Raw genomic sequence first — 12,514 nt, forward strand, 5'->3', positions numbered from 1 at the left:
GTCCCTTACACATGCACAGCTTGATACGCACGCGAAAATCCGCTCCCGATAGCACAGCCTAAGCTAAATCAACGCACTTGTTGCAAGTGTCCGTACAGTTTGGCGTACAGCCCGCCATCGGCAATCAACTGCTGATGGTCGCCGTCCTCGGCGATGTGCCCGCCATCGAACACCAGCACTCGGTCAGCCTGCTTCACCGCAGACAGCCGGTGGGCGATGATCAGTGTAGTACGCCCGCTGAGAAACCGCGCCAGTGCCTGGTGCAGGTTGTACTCGGTCGCCGCGTCCAATGCGGAGGTGGCCTCGTCCAGAATCACCACTTTAGGCTCGGCGAGCACCATGCGGGCAATGGCCAGGCGTTGCCGCTGGCCACCGGAAAAGCGCACGCCCGAACGCCCGACCACGCTGTCCAGGCCCAAGGGCAATGCCTTGACAGTAGCATCCAGTTGGGCGATTTCCAGCGCCTGCCAGCAGGCTTGATCGGTGCGGGTGCGGCCCATGGTCAGGTTGGCGCGCACGGTATCGTTGAACAGCGCAGGATGTTGCAGCACCACCGCGACGTTTTCGCGGATGGTCTCCAGGCCGATCTCCTGCTGGGTGGCAGTGCCAAAACGAATGCTGCCGGCCTGCGGCGTGTAGAGCCCCAGCAACAGTTGCACCAGGGTGCTTTTACCGCCGCCGCTGGCGCCGACAATTGCCACCTTTTCACCCGGTGCGATGGCCAGGTTCAACTGGTTGAGTACCAGCTCTTCGCCGTAGCCGAAGTCGAGGCCACGCACTTCGATGCCGACCGTCTCGCGCCCGCTGAACGGGTCTGCGCCGCCTGGGTATTGCGGCTCATCGGCACGCGCCAGCAGCTCGTTGATGCGCGACAGCGCGCCGCCTGCCGCGTAATAGGCGTATTGCAGGTTCAGCAATTGTTCCACCGGGCCAATCATGAACCACAGGTAACTGAACACCGCGAGCATCTGGCCGATGGACAGGTCGGAAAACAGCACGGTGAGCATGGCCGCGGCGCGGAAGATGTCGATACCGAACTGGAACAGCAAGCCACTGGCGCGGCTCGACGCGTCGGTTTTCCATTGGGAATGAATGGCGTAGTCACGCACTTCCTGGGCACGCTGGCCCAGGCGCCCGAGGAAAAAGCCCTGGCGGTTGCCAGCACGTACTTCCTGTATGGCATCGAGGGTTTCGGTCAGCGCCTGGGTAAAGCGTGAAGTACTGTCGTTTTCCAGCTTCTTGAGGTGCTTGACGCGCTTGCCCAACTGCACCGTGGCGTAGATCACCAATGGGTTGAACAACAGGATCAACAACGCCAGTTGCCAATGCATCCACACCAGGATCGCCGAGGTGCCGACCAGGGTCAGCATCGCCACCAAGAAGCGGCTGAGGGTTTCGCCGACGAATTTGTCCAGGGTGTCCAGGTCGGTCACCAAGTGGGTGGTGACCGTACCGCTGCCCAGGCTTTCGTACTCACCCAGGGAGATGCGCTTGAGACGCTCGATCAGGCGCACGCGGATGCGGTACACGATGTCCTTGGCCAAGCGCGCAAACAGCCGCGCCTGCACCACGTTGAACACCAACGCGCCGCAACGCAGGGCCAGGGTGACCAAGAGCATCAGGCCGATATAGCCAGCCGCTTTTTGCCAGCCCAGGGGCAACGCGTGGTTCATCACCTTGAGGGCGGCATCGCCATGGCCCAGTAGCACTTCGTCGACCAGCAACGGCAACAACAGCGGGATAGGCACGCTGCACAGGGTGGCGAGCACGGCGACACCGTTGGCGACCCACAGGGATTTTTTGTGACGCAGGGCCAGGCGGCGAATTTCCGCCCAGGTCAGGCGGTCGGTGCGTGGAGGCTGTTCATACACAGGCAGCTCGCTCCAACCATCGAGCGAGTAACGGCGACAGCTCGGACAGCGGCTGGTAACCATTGGTCAGCAAAGCCAACTGGCCGTTGCGCTCGGCCAGCAGGGTCGGAAACCCGGCAATGCCCAGGTCCTGCACCCAGGTGAAATCGGCCGCCGTGGCCGCGTGCTGATCGGCACGGTCGAACTCGCCGGCAAACTCGATACGTGGAATACCGGCCTGTTCGGCCAGCTCCACCAGCACAGGGGCGAGCGTCACGTCCCGGCCTTCGACATAGAACGCGCGCTGGATCAGCCCCAGCAGCTTCCAGGCGCAATCCGGCGCCAGGCTGCGTGCGGTGACGATAGCGCGGCACGCAGGCTCGGTGTCATAGACAAACCCGTCGGGCAATGCGCCTTCTCGCTTGAACGGCTGGCCGGTGGCGTCGGTGACGGCCTGCCAGTGTTCAAGGATGTAGCGCCGGGTAGTCGGCTCCAGCGCCGCGCCGCTGCCGGTGCGCAAGCCGCCCACCACCAGGTGCACGTCCACGCCGGCCGCCTGGGCCTGCTCCACCAGCGCTTGTGCCACCGGGGCAAAGCCCCAGCACCAGGAACACATCGGGTCCATTACATAGAGCAGGCGCGCAGACATGGCTCAGGCCTCGGAAGGGGTTTGCTTGTAGTTGTAACCAATCGGGTGCGGCATGTTGCGGGCCTTGGCCAGTTCGATCTGCTTCTGGCGGTCGATCGCACTGCGACGGGTCTTCTCCGGCAGCTTATCCCAGCAATGGGGGCAACTGATGCCGGCCACATAATGCTCGGAGGCGCGGTCTTCTACGCTCACCGGTGTGCGGCAGGCATGACATTGATCGTAGTCGCCTTCGCTCAAGTCGTGGCGCACGGTCACGCGATTGTCGAACACAAAGCAGTCGCCCTGCCATTTGGTTTCTTCCTGGGGCACCTCTTCGAGGTACTTCAGGATACCGCCCTTGAGGTGGTAGACCTCATCGAAGCCTTCGCTGAGCATGTAGCTCGACGCCTTCTCACAGCGAATGCCGCCAGTGCAGAACATGGCGACCTTCTTGTGCTTGGCCGGGTCGAAGTGGGCTTTGATGTAGTCGGGAAATTCGCGAAAACTGGTAGTTTTCGGGTCGATTGCGCCTTCAAAGGTGCCGATGGACACTTCGTAGTCGTTACGGGTGTCGATCAACAATACTTCCGGGTCGCTGATCAGCGCGTTCCAATCCTGCGGGTCGACGTAAGTACCCACCTTTTTGTTCGGGTCCACGCCTTCGACACCCAGGGTCACGATCTCTTTCTTGAGTTTGACCTTGGTGCGGTAGAACGGCTGGTCGTCGCAGTAAGACTCTTTGTGGTCGATGTCGACCATGCGTGGGTCTTTCTTGAGCCAGGCCATCAGGCCGTCAATGCCTTCGCGGCTGCCGGAAACGGTGCCGTTGATGCCTTCTTCGGCGATCAGCAAGGTGCCTTTGATGCCGTTATCGACCATCGCCTGCAACAGGGGCTCGCGCAGGGCGACGTAATCTTCGAGGGTGACGAACTTGTACAGTGCCGCCACGACAATCGGTTGAGTCATGGGTGTTCTCTCCAGGTGGCTACCCTCGTAAGGGGTGAACCGGATGCAAAAAAAACGCGCCGGCTAAGCGGCGCGTTGCGGATTCTATCAGGGTTACCCCATCAATGTCCGCCGGCGCAGGTCGGCGAGGCCGGGGCTGCGCCGATTGTCGCCCATTCTTCGGGCGTATAGGTATGCAGCGCCAGCGCATGAAATTCGCTCATCAGGCTACCCAGGGTGGCGTAGACCTTCTGGTGGCGCTTGACGCGGTTAAGCCCCTCGAACTGCTGGCTGACCAGCACGGCCTTGAAGTGGGTCTGCAACCCACGACTGTGCATGTGGCTTTCATCCAGCACGCTCAAATGCTCCGGGGCCAGGGCGGCAAGGGCCGTTTCGATACGCTGTTGCATGGTCATTCCTGCTTACTTCTTCTTGGCCGGTGCGGCGGCTTTTGGCGCCAGCTCGTTGGTCATGTCTTCCAACAGCTTGTTCACCACCGGTACGGCGCTTTCCAGCTTGGCCTGGGTCATCTGGGCCGACTGCTGGGTCAGCTGGGGCATTTTTTCCAGGACTTTCTTGCCAAGTGGCGACTGGTAGAACGCTACCAGGTCCTTGAGCTCGGATTCGCTGAAGTTGGTGGTGTAGAGCTTGACCATGTCGGGCTTGAGCTTCGGCCAGCCGATGGCCTGGTCCAGAGCGGCGTTGGCCTTGGCCTGGTAGCTGTCCAGTACGGACTGCTTGGCGGCAGGCGCCTTGGTCTGTTCGAAACGCTGGGCGAACATTTGCTGCACTTGCATGTACACCGGGGTCCCCAGCTTGTCAGCATGGGCCAGGGTAAGGAAGGCTTCGGCACTGGCGTTGTGGCTGGCGGTATCGGCAAGAACCTGGCCGCTGGCGCAAACCAGAGCAACCGCGGTACAGATGGCACGAAGACGAGTCATCGAGTTTCCTTTTCTAGCAGGCGAGGTAAGACCCCAAGGGCGACCATTCTGCGCCTAAAAAACCTCGCGGCTCAACCCCACCCCTCGGCAAGCCCTGGTTTCACGGGGCACGAGGGCACAAATGCGCTTTTAGGGAACCCACGCTGGCCGCCAGGGCCTAAACTGACCAATCACGACTGGATAAGGAGGGTGACCGATGAGCCGTATCGAAACCGACAGCCTGGGGGAAGTACAGGTCCCTGATGACGCCTATTGGGGTGCGCAAACCCAACGTTCGCTGGTCAATTTCGCGATTGGCGAGCAGCGCATGCCGCTGGCGGTATTGCATGCCTTGGCCTTGATCAAGAAGGCTGCGGCACGGGTCAACGACCGTAACGGCGACCTGCCCGCCGATATTGCCCGCCTGATCGAGCAAGCTGCCGACGAGGTTCTGGACGGCCAGCACGACGACCAGTTCCCGCTGGTGGTCTGGCAGACCGGCAGTGGCACCCAGAGCAACATGAACGCCAACGAAGTGATCGCTGGCCGCGCCAACGAACTGGCCGGCAACAACCGCGGCGGCAAGAGCCCGGTGCACCCCAACGATCACGTCAACCGTTCCCAGAGTTCCAACGACTGCTTCCCTACTGCCATGAGCATTGCTGCGGTGCAAGCGGTGAACAAGCAACTGCTGCCGGCGATCGCCACCTTGTCCGGTGGCCTGGCGGAATTGGCCGCGCGGCATATGAAACTGGTCAAGACCGGCCGTACCCACATGATGGATGCCACGCCGATCACCTTCGGCCAGGAACTTTCGGCGTTTATCGCCCAGCTCGATTACGCCGAGCGTGCGATCCGCAGCGCCCTGCCCGCGGTGTGCGAGCTGGCCCAGGGCGGCACTGCCGTCGGCACCGGCCTCAATGCCCCTCATGGCTTTGGCGAGGCGATTGCTTCCGAACTGGCCGCGTTGTCAGGTTTACCCTTTGTGACCGCGCCGAACAAATTCGCCGCCCTCTCCGGCCATGAGCCGCTGGTGACCCTGCACGGCGCGCTGAAAACCCTGGCCGTGGCGCTGATGAAAATCGCCAACGACCTGCGCCTGCTGGGTTCGGGCCCTCGCGCCGGGCTGGCCGAAGTCAAGTTGCCGGCCAACGAACCGGGCAGTTCGATCATGCCCGGCAAGGTCAATCCGACCCAGTGCGAAGCGCTGTCGATGCTGGCCTGCCAGGTACTGGGCAACGACGTGACCATCGGCATGGCCGCCAGCCAAGGGCACTTGCAGTTGAACGTGTACAAACCGGTGATCATCCACAACCTGCTGGAGTCGATTCGCCTGCTGGCCGATGGCTGCAACAACTTTCAGGAGCATTGCATTGCCGGTCTTGAACCCGACGCCGAGCAAATGGCCCAGCACCTGGAACGCGGGCTGATGCTGGTCACTGCACTCAACCCGCATATCGGCTACGACAAGTCGGCCGAGATCGCCAAGAAGGCTTACGCCGAAGGGCTGACACTGCGTGAGGCTGCACTGGAACTCGGCTATCTTAACGATGCCGAGTTTGACCAGTGGGTACGCCCGGAAAACATGCTCGGCGCTTAAACCGACATCCGCAGCCGCCGGGCCCTGAGCCCGGCGAGCAGCGAAGGCGCCAGCGCCACCATCGCCGAGCCCGTCACCACCACTAGCGCCCCCACATACCCCAAGGCATTGATCTCTTCGGCTTGCACATAGTCCGGCCATAGCCACGCCGCTACCGCCACGGCTACGAAGGTCACCAGGGGCGTCAACGCCAGGGTTGCACTGACCCGCGAAGCTTCCCAATGCGCCAGGGCTTCGGCAAATGCGCCGTAGGCCACCAGCGTATTCATGCAGCACGCCAGCAGCAGCCAGCCTTGCAGCGGGCTCAACTGCAACGCCTCCAGCGGATGTGCCCAAGGGGTGAGCAACAGCGCGCACGACAGATAGATCACCATCATCACCTGCAGCGAATTCCACACCGTCAGCAACTGCTTCTGACCCAGTGCATAGAACACCCAGATGGTGGTGGCGAGCAGGATCGTCAGCACACCGGCGGTGTAGGTGCCCATGGACGTCAGCAATTCCACCAGACGTTGGTTGAAGAACAAACCAAAGCCTGCGATCAGCACCAACAACCCCACTCCCTGCCCCAGGCTGAAGCGCTCCTTGAACACAAACACACTGGCTACCATCAGAAAGATCGGCCCCATCTGCACCACCAACTGCGCCGTGCCCGGGCTGAGCATTTTCAGGCCCACCAGGTACAACACGTAGTTGCCCACCAGGCCACACACCGCCATGCCCACCAGCCACCCACCCTTGGGGCCAAGCACTTTGCGGCTGGGCAGGCGTTTGGTGGCGGCCAGGTAAACGAACAGGCACGTGCCCGCTACCATGAGGCGAAACCAAGTCACAGTGATCGGATCCATCACCTGCAACACTTGCTTGAGCTTGATCGGAAGAATGCCCCACAGAAACGCGGTCAGCAGGGTCAGGAAAAAACCGTAGACCCAGCGGCCGGAAGAGATGTGCATGAGTGCCCCAGATGCCAGAGGAAGTGGAGCAGGCATTCTAGGGGCAAGTCACTGAGTTCGGATACGTCACAGTCTTGAATGGGGGAGCTGGCTTGCAAGCGATGGCCATAGGCATCTATATAAATTTCATAGGTTGTTGCAGCCAACGGTAACCACGATGCGAAGCGAGCCGCTCTTGATCTGGCTCTTGATCTGCTTTTGATTTTGATCTTAAGCGCCCCGTTAAACCACGCTGGCCGAACGCAGGTTTGAATTCGTGGGTAACCCGGCAGGACGCCGGGTTAGCCGCCCCGCGCCATGGATGGCGCGTGGCGGCGGCCCACGGATTCAAGCCTGCGTTCGGGCACACCGAGCCTAGGCGAGGTGCCGAGTGGTGGGGCAAGAGCCCTTTGGTTACTTTGGGGCTTTTCCAAAGTGACCCGCCGTCAGGCGGAACCCTAGGTGGCCGTTACCGCAGAAACGGATATGTACTCGCTATTACAGTGTCGCCTGCCAGGCCGCCTTCGCGAGCAGGCCCGCTCCCACAGTTGGGTTGTGGGGTGTCAGGGAGAGAAGTATCGGCTAGTAGGCCGTCATCGCAGGCAAGCCAGCTCCCACATTAGCCCTCCCACACTGGCGCTGTTCCAACCGCAATCAGCGTACGGCTTCGAAGAGTCCGGTGGCGCCCATCCCGCCCCCCACGCACATGGTGACAATCCCGTAACGCAGGTTGCGCCGTTGCAGCTCGCGCACCAGGTGCCCCACCTGCCGCGAGCCGGTCATGCCGAACGGGTGCCCGATGGAAATCGAGCCGCCGTTGACATTGTATTTGGCATTATCGATCTCCAGGCGATTGCGTGCGTAAAGGCACTGGGAAGCAAAGGCCTCATTGAGTTCCCACACGTCGATGTCCGCCACCTGCAAGCCCTTGGCCTTGAGCAACTTGGGCACCGAGAACACCGGGCCAATGCCCATTTCATCCGGTTCGCAACCGGCCACGGTAAAGCCCCGGAAGAACGCCTTGGGCTTGAGCCCCAGTGCCAAGGCTTTTTCCAGGCTCATCACCAAGGTCATCGACGCACCGTCGGAAAGCTGCGAGGAGTTACCTGCCGTCACCGAGCCATCCTCGGCAAATACCGGCTTCAGGCCGCTGAGGCTGGCCAGGGTGGTGTCCGGGCGGTTGCAGTCGTCACGGTCGACCACGCCATCCAGGATCTGCACCGTGCCAGTGTTCTTGTCCTCGACCTTGTACTTGACCGCCATCGGCACGATTTCATCGTTGAACAAGCCATCAGCCTGGGCCTGGGCGGTGCGCTGCTGGCTTTGCAGCGCGTAAAGATCCTGGTCTTCGCGGCTGACGTGATAGCGGCGCGCAACGATTTCGGCGGTCTGGCCCATGGGCAAGTAAATGCCCGGCACCTGTTCCTTAAGCAGCGGGTTGATCAGGTTATCGGTGTTGACGCTCTTCATGGTCAGGCTGATGGACTCCACGCCACCGGCAACAATGATGTCGCTGCAGCCCGAAGCGATCTGGTTGGCGGCAATGGCAATCGCCTGCAAGCCCGACGAACAGAAACGGTTGAGGGTCATGCCCGCCGTACCGGTGCCCAGTTGCGAGAGCACCGCCACGTTACGCCCGATGTTATAGCCCTGGGCGCCTTCGTTGGAGCCGGCACCGACGATGCAGTCTTCTACCGTCGCCGGGTCGATACCGTTGCGGGCCAGCAGCGCATTGACACAATGGGCCGCCATGTCATCGGGGCGGGTCTGGTTGAACTTGCCGCGAAAGGACTTGGCCAGGCCGGTTCGCACGCTGTCGACGATCACTACTTCACGCATGGGCTACCTCAATCTTGTGGTTGTGGATCGAGGATAGAGCCGGGCCAGGCCGACCGCGATGATCATTCACTGCGTGGATGCAAAAGCATGGGCTATTTCTTTTTCTTTTTGTCGTGCTTGTCGCTTTTATCAAACGCCTCTTCCAGCGCACGGTTGATGGTGCGCAGCACCTTGACCCGCGCCCAGCGTTTGTCGTTGGCTTCTACCAGGGTCCAAGGCGCCACCTCGGTGCTGGTGCGGTCAACCATGTCGCCCACCGCCGCGCGGTAGTCGTCCCACTTGTCGCGATTGCGCCAGTCGTCTTCAGTAATCTTGAAGCGCTTGAAGGGGATTTCTTCACGGGCCTGGAAGCGTTCCAGCTGCGTCTCCTTGTCGATGGCCAGCCAGAACTTGACCACGATCACGCCCGCATCGCGCAGTTGCTCTTCGAAGTCATTGATCTCGCCATAGGCGCGCATCCAGTCCGCTGGGGTACAGAAGCCTTCGATGCGCTCCACCAGCACGCGACCGTACCAGGAGCGGTCAAACACGGTGAACATGCCGCGCGCCGGGATCTTCTGCCAGAACCGCCACAGATAAGGCTGGGCCCGTTCGTCTTCGCTGGGCGCGGCAATCGGCACGATGTGGTACTGGCGTGGGTCCAGTGCTGCCGCCACACGGCGGATCGCCCCGCCCTTGCCTGCCGCGTCGTTGCCCTCGAATACACTCACCAACGCGTGCTTGCGCATGCGTTTGTCGCGCATCAGCCCAGAGAAGCGCGCCTGCTCGGTAATCAGTTGTTCTTCGTAATCATCCTTGTCCAGGCGCAGGGTCATGTCGAGGCTGTCGAGCAGGCTCTTTTGGTCCACCGAGGCAAGCAACGGCGCCGGGTTCATACCGCTGGCCTTGACCTTGGCCTGCTTCAGGGCACTTTGCAGCCCATCGAGCAGGATCTTGCCCACGGTCAGCCCCCGGTAATGGGGGTCGACGCCTTCGATCACATGCCACGGCGCGTAATCGCGGCTGGTGCGGCGCAGCACCCGCTCACCGAAATGTACGAACTTGTCGTAGGTCCTGGACTGCTGCCAGTCCAATGGGCTGATACGCCAGCTGTGCAGCGGGTCGTCGGCCAAAGCCTTGAGGCGCGCCTTCATCTGTTTTTTGGACAGATGGAACCAGAACTTGAAGATCAGCGCACCTTCATCGCAGAGCATCTTTTCCAGACGTTCGGCGCCGGCAATGGCCTGGTCCAGCCGCGCATCCTTGATCTGCCCATGCACGCGGCCTTGGAGCATCTGGCTGTACCAGTTGCCGAAGAAAATGCCCATGCGGCCCTTGGCCGGCAGTTGCCGCCAGTAGCGCCATGCCGGTGGGCGCGCCAGTTCTTCGTCGGTCTGCTGGTCGAAGGTGCGCACTTCGATCAGGCGCGGGTCCATCCATTCATTGAGCAGCTTGACGGTTTCACCCTTGCCCGCGCCCTCGATGCCGTTGATGAGGATGATCACCGGGAAGCGCTTCTGCTGTTGCAGCTCGTACTGAACTTCCAGCAAGGCTTCACGCAGGGCAGGCACTTCGGCGTCGTAGGTGTCTTTGTCGATGGCGTGACCGATTTCGGCGGATTCGAACATGGGCAGCTCCGTTTCAAGATGGCTCAAGACTAGCGGATTGGGCCAAGACACGCGCAAGGAAATACAACCCAGCCTTGCCATGGATCAATTCAACGCCTGTTGATCGGCTAGAATGGCCGCCTTGCCTTTGCCCGCTTTCATTTTATGAGCCGCCATGAACCCCATCACCCACGCCCAGCTCGACTGGGATGACCAAGGCCGCCCGCATTCGCGGGTATTCGACGACGTGTATTTCTCCGACCAGTCGGGCCTGGAAGAAACCCGCTACGTGTTCCTGGAGCAGAACCGCTTGCAGGAACGCTTCGCCGCCTTGCCCACAGGTGGGCGCCTGGTGATTGGTGAAACTGGCTTCGGCACCGGTTTGAACTTCCTCTGCGCCTGGCAGTTGTTCGAACAGCACGCAGTCGCCGGTGCGCGGCTGCACTTTGTCAGCGTGGAAAAGTACCCCCTCAGCCATGCCGACCTGCAACGCGCCCTCGCCCTCTGGCCCGAACTGCAACCCTTGGCCGAGCAACTGCTGACGCAATACATTGCCATCCACCAGGGTTTTCAGCGCCTGGTATTGGACAATGGCCGCGTGACCCTGACCCTGTTGATCGGTGATGCGCTGGAACAATTGCCGCAACTGGACGCCCAGGTCGATGCGTGGTTTCTCGACGGGTTCGCCCCGGCGAAAAACCCCGACATGTGGACCGCTGAGCTGTTCGCCCAACTGGCGCGCCTGGCGGCACCGGGCTCGACCATCAGCACCTTCACCAGCACCGGCTGGGTAAGGCGGTTGATCAATGCCGCCGGGTTCAAGATGAAACGCACGCCAGGCATCGGCCATAAGTGGGAGATCCTGCGTGGGGAGTTTGTCGGTTGGCCCGCCGACTTACCCGCGCCGGCCCCACGTAAACCCTGGTTCGCCCGGCCACCCGCCATCGAGGGAGAACGTCATGCCCTGGTCATCGGCGGTGGCCTGGCCGGTTGCGCGACCGCCGCCAGCCTGGCCGCCCGGGGTTGGCGTGTCAGCCTTCTGGAGCGCCATGCCGGCCTGGCACAGGAAGCTTCGGGCAACCCACAGGGTGTGTTGTACCTCAAGCTTTCGGCCCATGGCACGGCCTTGTCCCAACTGATAGTCAGCGGTTTTGGCCACACCCGACGCCTGCTGGAACATTTGCACCGAGGTGTCGATTGGGACGGCTGTGGCGTGTTGCAACTGGCGTTTGACGCTAAAGAAACCCAGCGTCAGGCTCAATTGGCCAACGCCTTTGCTCCGGACCTGCTGCATCTGCTGGACCGCGAGCAGGCGCAGCAAAAGGCGGGAATCGAACTGGCCCACGGCGGGTTGTTTTTTCCACAGGGCGGTTGGGTGCATCCGCCCGCGCTGTGTCAGTGGCAGGCGAAACATCCACTGATTGAAGTGCTCACCCACCACGAGGCCCTGGAACTGCGCCGGCTCGACGACCAATGGCAAGCCCGCGCCGGTGACCGCGTATTGGCCAGCGCCAGTGTCGTGGTGCTCGCCGGGGCTGCGGAGATCAAGCGTTTCCCCTTCAGTGCAGACATACCGCTCAAGCGCATCCGTGGGCAGATCACTCGGCTGGCGCAAACCTGCGCGAGTAAAGCGCTGGCCACGGTGGTCTGTGCCGAAGGCTACGTCGCGCCGGCCCGGCTTGGCGAACACACCCTGGGCGCGAGTTTCGACTTCAACAATCAAGACCTCACGCCCACGCCCGCCGAACACCATGGCAACCTGCAGATGCTGGGTGAGATTTCTACCGACCTGCTGCAACGCCTGGGTGCTGATCGCTTGACACCTGAACAGCTGGAGGGCCGTGCCGCGTTTCGTTGTACCAGCCCTGACTACCTGCCCATCGTTGGGCCACTGGCTGACCATGCGGCGTTTGAGCAGGCTTATGCGGTACTGGGCAAAGACGCGCGGCAAGTGCCGCAAACGCCCTGCCCGTGGCTGCCGGGGCTGTTTCTCAATAGCGGCCATGGCTCGCGTGGCCTGATCACTGCGCCGTTGTGCGGCGAACTGCTGGCTGCATGGCTGAGTGATGAGCCCCTGCCAGTGCCAACCAGCGTAGCCGAGGCTTGCCACCCCAATCGATTTGCCCTGCGCGCGTTGGTGCGAGGCCAGGGCGCTGCACAAAAAAAGCCGGATTAAAGGCAAGGCGGCTATCTGCCTTATAACTTATCGGTCTA

The 12,514-nt window shown here is 61.6% G+C and carries 10 protein-coding genes; 2 read left to right on the forward strand and 8 right to left on the reverse strand.

The features are described from left to right. Window positions 1–68: 68 nt before the first annotated feature. The 5 genes from AB4P90_RS19845 to AB4P90_RS19865 form a co-directional block, all read right to left on the reverse strand. Window positions 69–1,871 carry an ABC transporter ATP-binding protein gene (locus tag AB4P90_RS19845; protein WP_019817586.1) on the reverse strand — a complete coding sequence of 601 codons (1,803 nt, stop codon included), beginning with the start codon at window positions 1,869–1,871 and terminating at the stop codon, window positions 69–71. Next, window positions 1,864–2,499 (reverse strand): DsbA family protein, encoded by a 636-nt coding sequence (locus AB4P90_RS19850; RefSeq protein ID WP_058410342.1) that lies wholly within the window; start codon window positions 2,497–2,499, stop codon window positions 1,864–1,866. The genes AB4P90_RS19845 and AB4P90_RS19850 overlap by 8 nt, the downstream gene beginning before the upstream one ends. Window positions 2,500–2,502: 3 nt before the next feature. Beyond that, window positions 2,503–3,444, reverse strand: a complete 942-nt coding sequence (locus AB4P90_RS19855; protein ID WP_019817587.1) for a rhodanese-related sulfurtransferase — start codon at window positions 3,442–3,444, stop codon at window positions 2,503–2,505. A gap of 101 nt (window positions 3,445–3,545) precedes the next feature. Then, window positions 3,546–3,839: a BolA family transcriptional regulator gene (locus tag AB4P90_RS19860; RefSeq protein ID WP_014719257.1), complete on the reverse strand. Its 294-nt coding sequence runs from the start codon at window positions 3,837–3,839 to the stop codon at window positions 3,546–3,548. A 6-nt stretch (window positions 3,840–3,845) separates the two neighbouring features. Then, window positions 3,846–4,364: a DUF2059 domain-containing protein gene (locus AB4P90_RS19865; protein WP_014719258.1), complete on the reverse strand. Its 519-nt coding sequence runs from the start codon at window positions 4,362–4,364 to the stop codon at window positions 3,846–3,848. A gap of 196 nt (window positions 4,365–4,560) precedes the next feature. Here AB4P90_RS19865 and AB4P90_RS19870 point away from each other — a divergent pair, with 196 nt between their 5' ends. Beyond that, complete coding sequence (locus AB4P90_RS19870) at window positions 4,561–5,943, forward strand: class II fumarate hydratase (protein WP_133633020.1); 1,383 nt, start codon at window positions 4,561–4,563, stop codon at window positions 5,941–5,943. Here the strand turns inward: AB4P90_RS19870 and AB4P90_RS19875 are convergent. The 3 genes from AB4P90_RS19875 to pap form a co-directional block, all read right to left on the reverse strand. After that, entirely contained in the window at window positions 5,940–6,896 is a 957-nt protein-coding gene (locus AB4P90_RS19875) for a DMT family transporter (protein ID WP_014719260.1), read from the reverse strand. The two genes, AB4P90_RS19870 and AB4P90_RS19875, sit on opposite strands and share 4 nt — an antisense overlap. Before the next feature lie 633 nt (window positions 6,897–7,529). Then, window positions 7,530–8,714: a thiolase family protein gene (locus tag AB4P90_RS19880; RefSeq protein ID WP_014719261.1), complete on the reverse strand. Its 1,185-nt coding sequence runs from the start codon at window positions 8,712–8,714 to the stop codon at window positions 7,530–7,532. 92 nt (window positions 8,715–8,806) lie between these two features. Beyond that, window positions 8,807–10,321, reverse strand: a complete 1,515-nt coding sequence (pap, locus tag AB4P90_RS19885; protein ID WP_020302249.1) for a polyphosphate:AMP phosphotransferase — start codon at window positions 10,319–10,321, stop codon at window positions 8,807–8,809. 154 nt (window positions 10,322–10,475) lie between these two features. On the opposite strand from pap, the gene mnmC reads away from it, so the two are divergent. Then, window positions 10,476–12,476 (forward strand): bifunctional tRNA (5-methylaminomethyl-2-thiouridine)(34)-methyltransferase MnmD/FAD-dependent 5-carboxymethylaminomethyl-2-thiouridine(34) oxidoreductase MnmC, encoded by a 2,001-nt coding sequence (mnmC, locus tag AB4P90_RS19890; protein WP_395605324.1) that lies wholly within the window; start codon window positions 10,476–10,478, stop codon window positions 12,474–12,476. Window positions 12,477–12,514 lie beyond the last annotated feature (38 nt).

The organism is Pseudomonas sp. B16120 (genome assembly GCF_044218845.1).
GTDB lineage: Bacteria > Pseudomonadota > Gammaproteobacteria > Pseudomonadales > Pseudomonadaceae > Aquipseudomonas > Aquipseudomonas paracarnis.

What these genes read in the sequence shown, in the direction of transcription:
- AB4P90_RS19880 (WP_014719261.1), bottom strand. Translation starts at nt 8,714, where the DNA reads ATGCGTGAAGTAGTGATCGTCGACAGCGTGCGAACCGGCCTGGCCAAG.
- AB4P90_RS19865 (WP_014719258.1), bottom strand. Translation starts at nt 4,364, where the DNA reads ATGACTCGTCTTCGTGCCATCTGTACCGCGGTTGCTCTGGTTTGCGCC.
- AB4P90_RS19860 (WP_014719257.1), bottom strand. Translation starts at nt 3,839, where the DNA reads ATGACCATGCAACAGCGTATCGAAACGGCCCTTGCCGCCCTGGCCCCG.
- AB4P90_RS19875 (WP_014719260.1), bottom strand. Translation starts at nt 6,896, where the DNA reads ATGCACATCTCTTCCGGCCGCTGGGTCTACGGTTTTTTCCTGACCCTG.
- AB4P90_RS19855 (WP_019817587.1), bottom strand. Translation starts at nt 3,444, where the DNA reads ATGACTCAACCGATTGTCGTGGCGGCACTGTACAAGTTCGTCACCCTC.
- pap (WP_020302249.1), bottom strand. Translation starts at nt 10,321, where the DNA reads ATGTTCGAATCCGCCGAAATCGGTCACGCCATCGACAAAGACACCTAC.
- AB4P90_RS19850 (WP_058410342.1), bottom strand. Translation starts at nt 2,499, where the DNA reads ATGTCTGCGCGCCTGCTCTATGTAATGGACCCGATGTGTTCCTGGTGC.
- AB4P90_RS19870 (WP_133633020.1), top strand. Translation starts at nt 4,561, where the DNA reads ATGAGCCGTATCGAAACCGACAGCCTGGGGGAAGTACAGGTCCCTGAT.
- mnmC (WP_395605324.1), top strand. Translation starts at nt 10,476, where the DNA reads ATGAACCCCATCACCCACGCCCAGCTCGACTGGGATGACCAAGGCCGC.